Origin of the sequence: Streptomyces sp. NPDC049585 (genome assembly GCF_040675615.1) — a bacterium.
Taxonomy (GTDB): domain Bacteria; phylum Actinomycetota; class Actinomycetes; order Streptomycetales; family Streptomycetaceae; genus Streptomyces; species Streptomyces luteosporeus.
Genome location: NZ_JBFAPE010000005.1, coordinates 326,091 through 341,528 on the forward strand (window position 1 = coordinate 326,091; position 15,438 = coordinate 341,528).

General features: G+C 75.2%; 11 protein-coding genes. 9 read left to right on the forward strand and 2 right to left on the reverse strand.

Going from position 1 to position 15,438, the window contains the following annotated elements; genetic code table 11:
- Window positions 1-64: 64 nt before the first annotated feature.
- The 6 genes from AB0K17_RS09050 (at window position 65) to AB0K17_RS09075 (ending at window position 7,972) form a co-directional block, all read left to right on the forward strand.
- Window positions 65-3,232 carry a lantibiotic dehydratase gene (locus tag AB0K17_RS09050; protein WP_365982608.1) on the forward strand — a complete coding sequence of 1,056 codons (3,168 nt, stop codon included), beginning with the start codon at window positions 65-67 and terminating at the stop codon, window positions 3,230-3,232.
- Entirely contained in the window at window positions 3,229-4,521 is a 1,293-nt protein-coding gene (locus tag AB0K17_RS09055) for a lanthionine synthetase C family protein (protein ID WP_365968148.1), read from the forward strand. The genes AB0K17_RS09050 and AB0K17_RS09055 overlap by 4 nt, the downstream gene beginning before the upstream one ends.
- Before the next feature lie 103 nt (window positions 4,522-4,624).
- Window positions 4,625-5,581 (forward strand): cupin domain-containing protein, encoded by a 957-nt coding sequence (locus AB0K17_RS09060; RefSeq protein ID WP_365968147.1) that lies wholly within the window; start codon window positions 4,625-4,627, stop codon window positions 5,579-5,581.
- Entirely contained in the window at window positions 5,578-7,437 is a 1,860-nt protein-coding gene (locus tag AB0K17_RS09065; RefSeq protein ID WP_365968146.1) for an ABC transporter ATP-binding protein, read from the forward strand. Before AB0K17_RS09060 ends, AB0K17_RS09065 begins: the two co-directional genes overlap by 4 nt.
- On the forward strand, window positions 7,434-7,661 hold the full coding sequence (locus tag AB0K17_RS09070) for a hypothetical protein (protein WP_365968145.1): 228 nt from the start codon (window positions 7,434-7,436) through the stop codon (window positions 7,659-7,661). Before AB0K17_RS09065 ends, AB0K17_RS09070 begins: the two co-directional genes overlap by 4 nt.
- An 80-nt stretch (window positions 7,662-7,741) precedes the next feature.
- The gene (locus AB0K17_RS09075; protein WP_365968144.1) at window positions 7,742-7,972 is read left to right on the forward strand and encodes a hypothetical protein; all 231 of its coding nucleotides are present in this window, start codon (window positions 7,742-7,744) and stop codon (window positions 7,970-7,972) included.
- Window positions 7,973-7,991: 19 nt separating this feature from the next.
- Here AB0K17_RS09075 and AB0K17_RS09080 read toward each other — a convergent pair whose 3' ends face one another.
- Complete coding sequence (locus tag AB0K17_RS09080) at window positions 7,992-10,898, reverse strand: BTAD domain-containing putative transcriptional regulator (protein ID WP_365968143.1); 2,907 nt, start codon at window positions 10,896-10,898, stop codon at window positions 7,992-7,994.
- Window positions 10,899-11,083: 185 nt separating this feature from the next.
- Here AB0K17_RS09080 and AB0K17_RS09085 point away from each other — a divergent pair, with 185 nt between their 5' ends.
- The 3 genes from AB0K17_RS09085 to AB0K17_RS09095 all read left to right on the forward strand — a co-directional run bounded on the left by AB0K17_RS09085 (window position 11,084) and on the right by AB0K17_RS09095 (window position 14,297).
- A complete protein-coding gene (locus AB0K17_RS09085) occupies window positions 11,084-12,277 on the forward strand; it encodes a saccharopine dehydrogenase NADP-binding domain-containing protein (RefSeq protein WP_365968141.1) in 1,194 nt (397 codons plus the stop codon).
- Between the two features lie 28 nt (window positions 12,278-12,305).
- Complete coding sequence (locus tag AB0K17_RS09090) at window positions 12,306-12,920, forward strand: LysE family transporter (RefSeq protein WP_365968140.1); 615 nt, start codon at window positions 12,306-12,308, stop codon at window positions 12,918-12,920.
- Window positions 12,921-13,037: 117 nt separating this feature from the next.
- Window positions 13,038-14,297, forward strand: coding sequence for a hypothetical protein (locus AB0K17_RS09095; protein WP_365968139.1), 1,260 nt, complete (start codon window positions 13,038-13,040; stop codon window positions 14,295-14,297).
- Between the two features lie 24 nt (window positions 14,298-14,321).
- Here the strand turns inward: AB0K17_RS09095 and AB0K17_RS09100 are convergent, their stop codons facing one another.
- A complete protein-coding gene (locus AB0K17_RS09100; protein ID WP_365968138.1) occupies window positions 14,322-15,050 on the reverse strand; it encodes a hypothetical protein in 729 nt (242 codons plus the stop codon).
- Window positions 15,051-15,438: the final 388 nt, after the last annotated feature.

The window sequence follows — 15,438 nt, forward strand, 5'->3', positions numbered from 1 at the left end:
GAGGCGGCCCGGTCCCCCGACGGGCCGCCTTCCTCGTTCCCCCGCACTTCCCTGGAGGCTCCCCGTGGCGGCACCCGCAGCCCACCCGTCGACCTTCCGTTGCGCGGACGCCCTGCTGTTCCGCGCCGCGGCCCGGCCCCCGGAGCCGGCGGACGGCTCGGGCCACCGGGACGGGCCCGGCGACGGCGAGGCGGAGCTGCGGGCGCATCTGCGCACCGCCGCGGCCGATGCCCGGTTGCGGGAGGCGGTTTCGCTGGCGAGCCCTTCGCTGCACCGGACCCTGGACGCCGTACTCGCCGGGGAACCGGTCCGTCCCAAGCAACTGCGGCGCGCGGTGCGGGCCCTGGCGCGCTACCGGCTGCGGATGTCGGGCCGGGCCACGCCCTTCGGCACCATGGCGGGGGTCGCCGCGATCGGCTTCGCCGAGGAGCCGGGGGCGGCCGCGGTCGGCTGGGGCGAGGACCACCGCAAGGCGGTGCGGCCCGACATGGGCTGGCTGACGGAGGTGGTGGCCCGACTGGAGCGGGAGCCGGCCGTGCTGCGGCCGCTGCGCGTCACCGCCAACGACCTGTGCTTCCTGCGGGGTGACCGGCTGGTCGTCCCGTACGTGCCCGCTCCCGGGGCGGGCGCCCGCCCGGCCGCGCAGGAGGTGTCGGTACGGGCCGGAGCGGTCGTCCTGCACGTCCTGCGGCGCACCGCCCTGCCCGTACGGTTCGGGGAGCTGGCCGACGAGCTGCTCGCCGCCCACCCCGGAGTGCCGGCCGCCACCGTGGAGCGGCTCCTCGTCGACCTGATCGGTGCGGAAGTGCTGCTGACGGAGCTCCGCCCACCGCTGGACGGCGCCGATCCGCTCGGTCACGTCCTGGACCTGCTGACGGGCCGGGGCCGTAGCACCGCGTCCCTGCCCGGGCCCGTGGCCGCGCTCGCCGCCGAACTGTCGGCAGTGGAAAAGGACCTGAGGACCTATGCCGCGGCGCCGCTCGGCCACGGTCTCGACGCCCGCGACGCCGCCTGCCGGCGGATGGCCGCCCTGCATCCCTCGGACCACCTCCTGCAGGTCGACCTCGGGCTCGACGTCGACGTGCGGCTGCCGCCCGCCGTGCGGGCCGAGGCGGAACGGGCCGCCGAGACCCTGTGGCGGCTGGCCGCCGCCCGCCCGGGCCCGGCCCATCTGCGCCAGTACCACCTCGACTTCCTCGAGCGCTACGGAGCCGGGCGCGCTGTTCCGCTCAAGGAGCTCCTCGACCCGGACACCGGCCTCGGCGGGCCGGCCGGGTACCGGCTTCCCGCCTCCCCGCGGGAGCCGGCGCAGGATTCCTTTGACCTGGAGCAGGACCGACTGCTGACCGAGCTCGCCCAGGAGGCGTCCATGGGCGGTGAGCGGGAGATCGTCCTGGACGACGTGCTCGTGGAGCGGCTGGCCGCCGGCAGCGGGAGCGCCCCGACGCCGGTGCCACCGCCGTCCTTCGAGATCCTGGCGCAGCTCCTCGCCGATACTCCACGGGCGCTGGCCGACGGCGACTTCCGGCTGGTGGTCACCGGTGGGGCGCGTACGGCCGGCGCGCACGCGGGGCGCTTCGGCTGCGTGCTGGGCGCCGACGACGCCCGGTTCGGCGCGCTGGTGCGGCAGGTGCCGGGGACGGTTGCGGGTGCCGTCACCGCGCAGATGAGGTTCCCGCCGCCGCGCGGTGCGACGGCCAACGTGGCGCTGGTGCCGCGCCACCTGCCGCTGACCCTCACGCTCGGCGCGTTCGCCGACCGCACGGACGGAACGGACCTCGGCGTGTCCGACCTGGCCGTCGTCGCCGACGTGCACCGGCTCGCCGTGGTGGCACCGCGGCTCGGCAAGGAGGTCGTGCCGGTCGTCCCCAGCATGCTCGCGACGGTGTGGCACGCGCCGAACGCGGCCCGGTTCCTGCACGAGGTGACCCAGAACGGCTTCCCCGCCTGGCCGCGCTGGCGCTGGGGGGCCGCGGACAGCCTGCCGTACCTGCCCCGGGTGCGGCACGGACGTACCGTCCTCGCCCCGGCCCGCTGGCGCCCGACGGACCCCGCGCTGCAGGACCGGGCCACCGCACCCGGCGCGTGGGAGCGGCACTTCGACGCCTGGCGGTCCCGCTGGCGGGTGCCCGACCGCGTCGAGAGCGTCAACGGCGACAACCGCGTCGCCCTCGATCTGCGGCGCCCCTTCCACCGCGCGCTGCTGCGCGACGAATGGCTGCGCCGCCCGGGCGGTGTCCTGCAGGAGCTGCCGACCGACTGCGGCCCCGGCTTCGGCTGGCTGGCCGACGACGTCGACAGCTCCGGCCGGGTCAACGAGATCGCCTTCCCGATGATCCGGGCGGCCGCTCCGGCGCACGGCCCGGTCCGGCCCGTGCCCGTCCCCGAGCCGCGCCGGACGCGCGTGGCCCACTCCCCCGGCTCGCAGTGGATGTACGCCAAGGTGTACTGCTCGGCCGAGCGGCAGGACGAGATCCTGGCCCGGAGGCTGCCCCGGCTGCTGGAGGGCCTGGACGGCAGCGAGGCCGACCGGTGGTTCTACCTTCGCTACCGCGACCCGGACCCCCACCTGAGGCTGCGTTTCCAGGGCGACCCCGCCGTCCTGGCCGGGTCCCTGCTGCCGCGGCTGGGCGCCTGGGCCGACGGCCTTGCCGCCGAGGGGCTCGGGGGCAGGCTGGTGCTGGACACCTACGAGCCCGAGCTCGAACGGTACGGGGGACCCGCCGCGGCCACTGCCGCCGAACGTGCCTTCCACGCCGACAGCCTCGCCTGCCGCGAACAGGTCGGGCTGCTCGCCGGCGGCGAGGTCGACCTCGACAGGACCGTGCTGACCGCGCTCGGCCACGTCGACCTGGCCTGCCGCGTCGCGGGCACCGAGGAGGGCATCCGGTACCTGCTGGACCGCCCCGCGCCCGCGGGGGCGGCCGAGCCCTCGCGCGCCGCCAAGGACCTGGCGCGGGAGCTGGTCGACCCGCTCGGCGGCTGGCAGCAGGTGCGTGCCCTCCCGGGCGGCGCGAAGCTGCTGGCCTGCTGGGAACGCCGCGCGCCCGCCCTGTCCGCGTACGGGGCGGTCCTGCGGGAACTCGGCGCCGGTACGGGCCCCTTGGGCTCCCTGCTGCACATGCACCACAACCGGCTCACCGGCATCGACCGCGCCGCCGAGGAACGCTCCTTCGCCCTGGCCACCGTTGCCCTGCGCAGCCGCGCGAGCCGCAGGCAGGCGGCCCGGTGAACGCGCCCGTGAGCGCCCTGCGCCGGCGGGCGGCCGAGGTCGTGGCGCTCGTCGCCCACCGGCTCGCCGACCCCGCCATCGGCGCAGCCGGGGCCGCGTCCGCCTTCCGCGCCGCGGGCCTCGGTGACGGCGCACCGGGCATCGCGCTGCTCCACGCCGAGCTGGCGTACGCCGATCCTGCGCACCGGAGCGCCGCCCACCGGTGGCTGCGCCACGGCGCCGCGCTCGTCGGGCGCGCGACCGTACCCGCTGCGCAGGGGCTGTACGGGCCGGTGGCCGCGCTGTCGTTCGCCCTGCACCGGGCGGCGGAAGGGCACGCCGCCCAGGGCCACCTCGCGCGACAGGTCGCCGAGCTGGCGGGCCTGCGGGCCGACCGCGAGGAACGCCGCCTCGGCATGCGCCCCGGCGAGCGCATGGGCTGCACCGTCCTCACCGCGTACGACGTGATCAGCGGGCAGGCCGGGCTCGGCGCGCACCTGCTGGAACTGGGCGGCCCGGCGCCCAAGGCCGCCGCCGTGCGCACGGTACGGGCGCTGACGGCGCTGGCCCGGCCCGTGCGCGCCGACGGCCTGCTGCTGCCCGGCTGGTGGGTGGCGCTCGACGCGGATGCGTACCGGCCGGTGCCCCCGGCGCAGGGGCACGCCAACCTGGGCACGGCCCACGGTCTGCCCGGCCCCCTCGCCCTGCTCGCCCTCGCCTGGCGGCAGGGGCTGCGGGTGCCCGGTCAGCGGGCCGCGATCACCGGTTTCGCCGAGTGGCTCCTCGCGCAGCGCCGTACGGACGCCGTCGGCCCGTGGTGGCCCGGCCAGGTGACCGCGGGCCCCGCGCCGTCGCGGCCCGGACGGCCGTCCTGGTGCTACGGCACGCCGGGCATCGCCCGTGCCCTGCAGCTGGCGGGCCTCGCCCTGGGCGTCTCCCGCTGGCAGGAGGCCGGCGTCGACGCGCTGCGTGCCGCGCTGGCCCGCGCCGCGTCGGGGGAGGTGGAGCCGGCTGCCGAGGCCGGGCTCTGCCACGGTCTCGCCGGGCTGCTGCAGACGACCTGGCGCGTCGCCCGCGACAGCGGTGACGCCGAACTCGCCGGTCACCTGCCGTGGCTGGCCGCCCGCCTGCTGGACCTCGTCGACGAGGACCGGCCGTACGGCTTCGCCGAGGCGCCGGGCGCCCGCCCGCCCGAGGAGCACCCGGGCGGCTTCCTCACCGGCGCGTCCGGCGCCGCGCTCGCCCTGCACACCTTCGCCACGGACACCGCACCCGACACCCGCTGGGACCGCGCGCTCCTGCTGGCGTGAGACACCAGGCCAGAGACCACAGCACGACAGCGACCACAGCACTCCAGAGATCACAGCACGACAGCGACCGCAGCACGACACGGACCACAGAAAGAAGAGATTCATGCACCGGGAGGAACTCACCCGCTGGGTGGGCGACACGGACGCCTTCCTGCACCGGTACTGGCGCACGATGCCGGCCGTCTTCCGGCCCGCGCCCGGCACCGGACCGGCGGTCCCGCTCACCCTGGAGGAGATCGACACGGCGGTGGCGGGCGGTCTGCTGCGCGTGCCCCATCTCGAACTCGCCCGGGCCGGCGACCCGGTGCACTCCTCCCGGTACACGCGGGCCCGCACCGTCTCGGGGGTCACCACCCCCGGGTACGCCGACGCGGAGCGCATACGCGAGCTGCTCGCCGACGGTGCCACCCTCGTCCTGCGCAACGTCGAGCACTGGCACGCGGCCACGCGCGCGCTGACCCGCCGGCTGGAGGCCGAACTCGGCCGCCGGGTCGAGGCGTTCTTCTTCGTCACCCCGTCCGGTGCCCAGGGGCTCGACCTGCACCGCGACGACGCCGACGTCCTGCTGCTGCAGAGCACCGGCAGCAAGCACTGGACGGTACGCGGCGGCCCCACCGGCCCCGACTGGGCACCGGGCGAGGTGGCCGACGGCGGCCCGGTGCTGCTGACGGAGACCCTGAACCCCGGGGAGGTGCTCTACATCCCCCGCGGCTTCGCCCATGAGGCGGTGGGCGGCGAGGGGCTCTCCGCACACCTCTCGCTCACGATCCGCGAGGTGAGCACCCAGCAGCTGTTCGCCTCCCTGCAGCGTCTGCTGCTCGACTCGCTGCCGCTGCCGAGCCGCCCACTGGACGACGACGCCCTGCACGCGACCGCCGAGGTGCTGCTGGACCGGTTCCGCGACCGGCTGCCGGAGGTGACCGCCGCGGCCGTCGTCGCACACGCCCGCCGCGCGCAGCTGGCCGAGGGCACCGTCCCGGGGCTGGGCGCCGACCCCGGCATCGCCGCGCTGGCCGCGCGCCTCGGCACGCCCCACGGCCCGGCGGCGGCCGCCGCATGAGCGGCACCCAGGCGCCGGCCGGCCCCCCGGCGACGACCCGCGCCGCCGCGCCCGCCCGGCCGACGTCCGGGCTGCGTATCCTGCTGACACGTCATCTGCGCCCGCACCGCGGGCGGCTCGCGGCCGGTGCGGCGCTCGCGCTCCTCGGCGGGCTGGCGGGGCTGGCCGAGCCCCTGGCGGCCAAGGCCCTCATCGACCGGCTCGCCGAGGGCGGCTCGCCCACCGCGTCCGCGGTCGGCCTGGCCGTGCTCGTACTGGCGTCCGTCCTGGTCACGGCGGCGGGCTCGTACCTGCTGGAACGCACGGCCGAGGGCGTGGTGCGCACCACCCGCGAGCGGCTCGCCGCCCGGGTCCTGCGGCTGCCGGTGGCCGAGATGGACCGGCAGCGCCCCGGTGACCTGGTGGCCCGGCTGACGTCCGACACCGTCCAGCTGCGGGCCGCGGCCGGGCAGGCGCTCGCGGTCTGTGCGACCTCGACGCTGATGGTGCTCGGCGGGCTGGTGGCGATGTTCCTGCTCGACCCCGTGCTGACGGCGGTGACCGTCACCGTGATCGGCGCCGTCTGCGGGGCCGGCATGCTCACCCTGCCCCGGATCGGGCGGGCCGCCCGGCGCTCCCAGCAGGTCACCGGCGAGCTCGGTGCCGTGCTGGAGCGCTCGCTCGGCGCCTTCCGCACCGTCAAGGCGGGCGGCCTGGAGGCGCAGGAGACCGCCGCCGTCCGCGAAGCCGCCCACCGGGCCTGGCGCAGCGGGGTGCGTGCCGTCGGCTGGGAGGCCGCCGCCGAGGTCGCCTCCGGGCTCTCGGTACGGCTGACGTTCCTGACCGTGCTGGGGTTCGGGGGCACGCGGGTGGCCACCGGGCGGCTGACGATGTCGGCGCTCGTGGCCTTCCTCTTCTACATCCTGTTCGTCGGTCCGCTGATCACCCAACTGGCGGGGAGCGCCGGGCTGCTGCAGCGGGGCGCGGCCGCCGCGCAGCGCATCGAGGAGATCGAGGCCCTGACCGTCGAGCCCGTCGCGGACCGGGCTCCCGCGCCGCCCGCACCGCGGCCCGCGCCGGTGGCGCTTCAGCTGCGGGAGGTCTCCTTCGGCTACCCGGGCCGGGACGCCACCGTCCTGGACGGACTGTCGCTGGACGTCCCGGCCGGCGGGCTCACGGCGCTCGTCGGCCCGTCGGGGGCGGGCAAGAGCACCGTGTTCGCGCTGCTGGAGCGGTTCCACGAGCCCTCCTCGGGCCGGATCCTGCTCGACGGCCGGGACCTGCGGGACTGGCCGCTGAGCGAGCTGCGGGCCGCCATCGGGTACGTGGAGCAGGACGCTCCGGTCCTGTCCGGCACGCTGCGCGACAACCTTCTGCGGACGGCGCCCTGGGCCTCGCCCGAGGAGCTGCGCACCGTCCTGCGGCTCACCCGCCTCGACGGGCTGACCGACCGGCTGCCCGCGGGCCTGGACACGGACCTCGGCCACCGCGGCACGGCCCTGTCCGGCGGCCAGCGCCAGCGCGTGGCCATCGCCCGTGCCCTGCTGCGCCGCCCCCGGCTGCTGCTCCTGGACGAGGCGACCTCCCAGCTGGACGCCGAGAACGAGCAGGCGTTGCGCGACGCCGTCGCCGACATCGCCCGGGAGACGACCGTCGTGGTGATCGCGCACCGGCTCTCCACCGTCACCGGGGCCCGCCGGATCGTGGTCCTGGAGGCGGGCCGTGCCCGCGCCGCCGGCACGCACGGCGAGCTGCTCGCCTCGGACGGGCTCTACGCCCGTCTCGTGCGCACCCAGCTGCTGCAGACCCCGCACACCCCTCGGACCCCGCACGCCCCTCACATCTCACAGCTCCCTCAGGAGGCGGGACGCGCGTGAACGACGTCTACGGGCTCGGCCTGCCCCCACTGCCCTCGGACCACCATGCGTTGCGTGCGGTCGTGGTCGTCGAGTGCCTCACCGAAGCGGGCCCGGTCCTGCGCTACCTGTACACGGGCACCAGTTCCTGGGGCGCGCTGGGAATGCTCGAAGCGGCGAAGATCCGGCTGGCGGGCGCCCTGGAGCCGGGCGGCCCCTGGGAGGGTCCGGAAGGGGAGAGCTGAACGCGGCCGTATATCGAACGTAGATCGGCGGCCCGCACAATCAGTGCATCACGTGTTCCGCCAAGAGACAGGACCCTCCCGTGTCGCGCTCCTTCGTGTCCCGCAAGCGTCGTGCAGCCGTTCTCGCCCCGGCCACCCTGGTCGCGCTTGTGGCCCTCGCCGGCTCCCTGTCCTCCGCCGCCGGCTCCGGCAGCTCCGTACGGACCTCCGCCGACTCCCCCGTCACCCACTTCACGTACACCGACGGGCATGACGGTCACCGGTCCGGCGACGGCAACAAGGGCCGCGAGGAGTACAACACCAAGGCGTGAGGGCCTGTCGGCCTGCGCTTCACGCAGCCGGCGCGGGACGTCCCTCTTCGGCGAGCGCGTCGACGAGCGCCCGCACCTGCGCGGCCTCGGGCAGCGCGGTGCGGGTGAAGACCTCCAGCGCCTCCCGGGCCTGCTCCAGCGCCGGTTCACGGTGGCCGGCACTGTGCGAGACCCGCGCCCGGGTCCACAGCGCGTAGCCGCGGTCGCGGTCGCGGCCGGGCACGGCCCTGTAGTAGGCCACCGCCCGGTCGGCCGCCTCCAGCGCCTGCTCGACCTCGCCCATGACGCGCAGGGTCTCGGCGTACCGGTACCAGGCCTGGGCCTGCTGGCCCGGGATGCCGGCCGTCGTGCACACCTCCAGGCACTCGCGGTAGCCGGCCAGCGCCTCCGGATACCGGCCGAGTTCGTGCAGCGCCTGGCCGCGCACGCACAGGGCGTGGGCCACCCCGTGCTGGTCCGCCATCTCGCGCAGGGCGCGCAGGGCCTCCTCGCAGGCGGGCAGCGCCTCCTCGGCGCGGCGGCCGCGGATGCGGGCCAGCGCCGCGTTGAGCGTGGTGATCAGCTCGCCCGACCGCTGCCCCCACTCACGGGCCAGGACGAGCGCCTCGTCGAAGAATCCGGCCGCGTCGTCGTACCGCTGCTCGAACTGGGCTATCACCCCGAGGTCGTTGCACGCCTGCTGCAGGATGGCCCGGTCGCCGGCCTGCCGGCAGAACCGGGCGGCCAGCTGCGCGTGGGTACGGGCCCGCGCCAGCCGGGTCTCCTGGATCGCCGCGTTGCCGCAGATGAAGTGGGCGCGGCCGGCCGCTCGGTGGTTGCCCGCGAGCGCGGCGGCCTCGGCCAGGGCCTCGGCGGCCAGGGCCATCTGCGCGTACGGGATGTCCTGGCCGAACGAGCTCAGGGCCACCAGGAGGTCGGCGGCCGTCGTCAGCGACTGCGGCTCGGCGGCCTCCCACCGTCTGACCAGCAACTGGACGGCGTGCACCGCGCAGTCGCACTCGCTGATCACCCAGGCGCGGGCCTCGGCCAGGTCCGCGAAGCGCGGTCCCCCCGGCCGTACGGCACCGGCGGCGATGGTGCTGTGCACCGGATCGCCGGGCACCATCCACCGGAACGCCTCCCCCGCCATGGCGAGGAGGTGGTCGAGCAGCCGGCGCTCCACGGCGAGGGTCTCCTGCGCCGGGGCCAGCTGTCGGGCGAAGTCCCGTACGAGGTCGTGGTACCGGTAGCGGCCCGGCGCCGGTGACTCCAGCAACGCGGCGTCCACCAGCGGCTCCAGCAGGTCCTCCGCCTCCGGCTCGTCCAGGCCCAGCGCGGCCGCGGCCGCACCCAGTCCGATGCCCGGCCAGGCCACCGACGCCAGCGACCGGAAGACCAGCGCCTGCCGGTCGGTCAGCTGGCGGTAGCCCAGCTCGAACGCGGCGGCGACGGCGAGGTCGTCGGCGCGCAGCTCGGCCAGCCGGCGCCGCTCGTCGGCGAGCCGGGCCACCAGGTGCGCCACCGTCCAGTTCGGCCGGGACGCCAGCCGCGTGGCCACGATCCGCACCGCCAGCGGCAGGCAGGCGCAGGCGGTGACCAGCGCCAGCGCGGCCTCCTGCTCCGGGTCGGTGCGGGACGCACCCACGATGCGCCGCACCAGGGACAGCGCCTCCTGCGTACTGAACTCCGCCAGCCGTACGTGGGCGCCGGACGGCACGCCCACCAGGCGCGCCCGGCTGGTCACCACCACCGCGCAGCGGGCCGCGCCCGGCAGCAGCGGCCTGACCTGGGCGGCGTCGCGGGCGTTGTCGAGCAGCAACAGCACCTTGCGGCCGTCGAGGAGCGTACGGAACAGCCGGGAGCGGTCCTCCACCGAGCCGGGCATCTCCTGCCGGGGGACGCCGAGCGCGGACAGGAAACTGCCCAGGATGGTGCCGGGGTCGGCGGCGTCCGTCCCCGTGCCGCGCAGGTCGGCGTACAGCTGGCCGTCCGGGAAGTCCCCCTTGACCTGGTGCGCCACGCGCAGGGCCAGGGTGCTCTTGCCGATGCCGCCCATGCCGCTGACGGAGGCGACCGCGAGTGCGGTGCGGTCCGGGTCGGTCAGGGCCCGGCACAGCTCGGCGACCGCCTCGTCGCGGCCACTGAAGTCCGCCGTGTCGGCCGGAAGCTGAGCAGGCCGGGCGGGAGTCGCCGACACGCTTGCGGCGGGAGCGGGAGCAGGAGCGAGAGCGGGGTCGCGGGCCAGGATCCGCTCGTGCAGGGCGCGCAGCTCCGGCCCCGGATCCAGGCCGAGTTCCGTGGACAGCACCTCGCGGGCCCTGCCGAACACCGCCAGGGCGTCGGCCTGCCGCCCGGCGGCGTACAGCGCCCGCATCAGGAACCCGTACGGACGCTCCCGCAATGGCTGCTCCCGGATGAACGCCGTCAGCTCCGGCACCAGTTGCGCGTGCCGCCCCAGCAGCAGATCGACGTCGAAGCGCTCCTCCAGCAGGGTCAGCCGCAGCTCGGCCAGCCGGGAGCGCTGCCGCTCGGCGAACGGCCCCGGCACCCCGGCCAGCGGCTCGCCCCGCCACAGGGCCACGGCCTCGGTCAGCAGCGCGGCGCACTCGTCGTACTCCTCGGCGGCGCGCGCCCGCGCCGCCTGCGCCGCCAGGTGCTCGGCCCGGAAGGCGTCCACCGACAGGGGGTCCTGCGCGAGCCGATAGCCGTCGCCCGCCCTGGCCAGCACCTGCGGATCGCCACCGGCGGCCGTCAGCAGCTTGCGCAGCCGCCACGCATATGTCCGCACGATCGTCACCGCGGACTCCGGCTCCGCCTCGCCCCACACCCCGCTCACCAGCTCGCACAGCGGCACCGCATGCCCGCAGCGCAACGCCAGTACCGCAAGGGCCGCCTGCTGCTGCGGCGGCCCGCTCGGCAGAACGACCTCACCATCACGGATGCCCACGGCCCCGAGCACAGAGAATTCCACAGTCCCCCCACCACCGGCACAAGCCAGTTGAAGTGGGGACATGCTAACCAGTGGTTCATATGCGGCAAAGCCACGGGAGCGCGTGTCGTGGGGGTGCCCGGACCTGTCTGCCGCGTTCCGGCGGCACGTCCTACAGTGATCGGATCACTGGAGGAGGCGTCATGAACGAACGTGACAGATCCGAACGGCCCTACGACATCGTGCTCTTCGGCGCGACAGGCTTCGTCGGCGAACTCACCGCCGCGTACCTGCTCGGCCATGCACCGCACGACTGCCGTCTGGCCCTCGCCGGTCGCAACCGCGACAAGCTCGAACGACTGAGGGACCGCCTGGCCGAACAGCACCCGGAACGGGCCGCCGCTCTCACCCTGGTCCAGGCCGAAGCGGACGACCCGGCGGCCCTGCGCGCCCTGGCCGAATCCACCCGCGTCGTGGCATCGACGGTGGGCCCCTACATCGTCCACGGCCAGGAACTGGTGGCCGCCTGTGCGCGGGCCGGCACCGATTACACCGATCTGACCGGTGAACCGGAATTCGTGGACTCGGTCTTCGTCCGGCACGACGCCCTGGCCCGCCGCACCGGCGCCCGCCTCGTCCACTCGTGCGGCTTCGACTCGCTCCCGCACGATCTCGGCGCCTACTTCACCGTGCAGCAGCTGCCCGAGGGCGTCCCGCTCACGGTCGACGGTTTCGTCTCCGCCCGGGGCCTGATCTCCGGCGGCACCCTGGCGTCCTCCCTGGTCATCGCCTCGCGCCAGCGCCAGGCGGTGGCCGCTGCACGGGAGCGCCGCGAGCATGAGCAGCTGCCCGCCGGCCGGCGGATCCGCACTCCCCTGGGCGTACCGCGGTTCAGCAAGGAGACGGGTGCGTGGGCGCTGCCCCTGCCCACCATCGATCCCCAGGTGGTGCGGCGCTCGGCCCTCGCCCTGGACCGCTACGGCCCCGACTTCCGCTACCGCCACCACGCCTCGGTCACGTCCCTCCCCGTGGCCCTGACCGCGCCCGCCGCGCTCGCCACGTTCGCGGCACTCGCCCAGCTCCCGCCCGTCCGCTCGGCGCTGGGGAAGCTGTACCCGCCGGGGCGCGGCCCGAGCGAGCAGCAGCGCGCACGCAGCTGGTTCCGCGTCCGCTTCGTGGGCGAGGGCGGCGGCCGGCGCGTGTTCACCGAGGTCGCCGGCGGCGACGCGGGCTACGGCGAGACGTCGAAGATGCTCGCCCACTCCTCCCTGTCCCTGGCCCTGGACGATCTGCCGGAGACGGCCGGGCAGGTCACGGCGGCAACGGCGATGGGTGACGCCCTGATCGCCCGCCTGACAGCGGCGGGCATCACGTTCCGGCTGTGCCACGCACGGTGAACCGGCCCTCCCCTACCCGGAAATGAACATGACCGAGATCCTTGCCGTAGCTCTCATCACCGTCCTGGCCGTCATCAGCCCCGGGGCGGATTTCGCCATGGTCGTACGCAACAGCTACTTGTACGGGCGTACGGCCGGCGTGCTCGCGGCGGTGGGCATCGCGCTCGGCGTCCTGATCCACGTGTCGTACACCATCCTGGGTGTCGGGATCGTCATCGCGCATTCCCCTTCGCTCTTCACCGCCATCAAGCTGATCGGCGCCGCGTACCTCGTCTTCATCGGGTGCCGGACGTTCGCGCAGCGGACGCGCCTCGACATCGACCTGACCGACGGGGCGGCCGTCTCCTCCTGGCAGGCGCTGCGGACGGGGCTGCTGACCAACGCCCTGAACCCCAAGACCACCCTGTTCGTGCTCAGCACCTTCACCCAGGTCGTGCATCCGGGGACGCCGTTGTGGCGGCAGATCGGGTACGGGCTGTTCATGTCGCTGGCCCATCTGGGCTGGTTCGCCCTGGCAGCGGTCTTCTTCTCCAACGACCGGCTGCGCGGCAGGATGCTGCGCAGCCAGACGCTGCTCAACAGGCTGATCGGCTCGGTGCTCGTGGGGCTGGGCGTGGCACTCGCCTTCGCCCCGGCCACGTAAGGCGCGTGTCCGGCGCCCCGCGCCCCTGACGGGGCCCGCTCGTGTCGTCGGCCGCGAGCGCGCGTTGTGCTGCATATGGGGCATAGAAGCGACATCACCACGACAACAACTCGCGCAATGGGCAGGTCGGTTCGCCGAGGGGGCAGGAGCGCGGCCCTGGTCGGGCTCTCGCTCGCCCTCCTGGCGGGCATCGCAGCGGCGGGGCCGGCGTCCGCCACGGCATCACGGCCCGGCGGCGCGGCCCACGCCGCAGGGCTTGTGCAGCGGTACGTCGACCTGCCCCTGGCCAACGCGGACGGTGAAGGCGCCGGCGGCGTCCACCCGGCGCTGCCGACGGGCGCCGGAGCGCTGCGCGAGGCGTTGGAGGCCGCCCGCGCCGCCCGCCTCGCGCCCTTCCGCTACCGGGCGCTGCTGTGGCAGTACTGGCTGGTCCGGGCGGTCGACGACGCGGGCATCGACCTCGCCGGGTGGGCGCCGTCCCGTGGGGTCGGGCCCAACCGGCGTACCGTGGTGGCCGCCTACGCGTACTACGGCACGCTGTTCCTCCACCACCCGGAACTGCGCTGGGCGGGGATGGCCAACATGGTCGGACCGTCGTTCGCGGCGGGCTTCATGGACCTCGGCACGGTGCCGGACCTCGCCCGGCTCCTCGCCGGCCGGATCGCCTCCCAGCCCCCCGAGCTGCGCGACCGGCTCCCCGTCGAGGCCCTCGATCTGGCGGGCGCGGGCACCCGCCCGGGTGACGTCCAGCCGAGCTGGTTCGCCGAACGGCTCCTGGCCATGCAGAAGCACATCTTCATGGACCAGGCCGCCATGCATGCCGCATACCTGTACGGGGGCACGGCCGCCACCGACGAGATGCGGTCGGCCGGGCTGATCGACGACGCCGCGGCCGCCTCGTGGCATGCCGTCGCCGGTGGCCGTCCGGCCGGGATCGATGCCGCCGCCACGCAGTTGCTCTCCCGGGAGCAGAACCAGATCATCGCCGACCAGTGGGACCGGATGCGCGCGCACCTCGGCCCCGTCGGCGGACTCCTCACCTACGCGCTCACCCTGGCGGGCAGCGTGTCCGTCCCCGGCGCCCGTACGCCCGCGCAGTACGCGCCCCTGAGCGTCGGCGCCGAGCCCGGCGTGCTGTCCGTACGCCTGACCACTCCTCTCCCCGCCTTCAACATCGCCGACCGCGTCCGCCGCTGGGAGTACATCACCGCCGACACCCTCCCCGCCTACCTGCGCCTGTTGCACGAGCATCCGGCACAGGCCCGGGCCGTCGTCGCCTCCCCGATGGAGGCCCGGATCGCCCGTGAGCGTCTGGCAGCACGCTGGCCGGAGTTGACGGCGCAACTGGCGGGGTGGGGCGTGGAGGCCCGGGCGTAGCCCGGCCACCGACCGCGCGGGCCCTCACGGGGTCACGGGGCTTTCCGGGCCTGCCTCGGCGGCGTCCCCGGCAGGGCCGGACAGGCCGAACAGCCGGCCGAGGACGGGCGCGCCGAGCAGGGCGGCGAGGTCGAACCACGCATAGCCGCCGGACGCCCCGGACGGCGGATTGCCGATGGTCACCAGGCCGACGGGATCGCGGGGCTGCCAGGTCCAGGTGCCGAGCGAGGTGCCCAGGAGTTCGAGGTAGGACACCACGACGAACGCCCCGAGGTACAGCTCTCTCGAGGGTCCGCAGATCAGGAAGACCGCCAGACAGCAGAACCAGAAGGCGCCGAGCTGGTCCGGCCGCGGCGCCAGCGTCACGCCGTACAGCGCCCAGCAACCGCCGACGGCCACGACCGCCGTGGTCAGCCCCCGCCGCCGGAACCGCGTCCAGGAGCTGCGGCCGATCGACAGGGCGGCAAGGTAGACCAGCCCATGGCCGGGCGGGACGTACGCCGGCACGTTCCCCAGGCGATAGAGGTAGACCCCGAGCAGCGGCGAGAAGACGAATTCGATCGCGGTCGCGAAGGCGATGACGATCGCGGTCTGAGCACGTACCGGTGCCGTCTCACGGCGGAGTACGGCGAACAGCACCCCCCAGGTGAGGACGCCGAGGACGCGCTGGACGGAGAGCGAGCCGGCGGTGTCCACGAGCAGGACCACGCTGATCCACAGCATCACCGCAGGGGCGGTACGGATGCGGGACACTGGCACCGCCCTCTCGCGATTTCCCTGCCCGGCCGCATTCGCCCTACGTCATGCCCTGGTCGAGCAGGCACCCATGCCCGTCGTCACCCGCGTGGGTGTCTGTCCGTGCAACTGCCCGGTGGCCCCGGACGTCCGCACGTCCGGATGTGACACAAGCCCGTCATTGCCGTCGCACCGGCCGGCCCGCGGCGGGCGCGGCGGGCGCGGCGGGCGCGGCGGGCGCGGCGGGCGCGGCGATGGTCAGGGTGGCGCTCACGTTCTCCTGATCCACGGTGTGCACGCCCCTAGGGCGCGTCCGACGGGTCCGGTAGGGCCCCGGCCCGGGCCTGTTCCACCGGATCTATAGTTCGGCCTCGTGAACAAGGAGAACGGCTGGGAACCGCGTCAT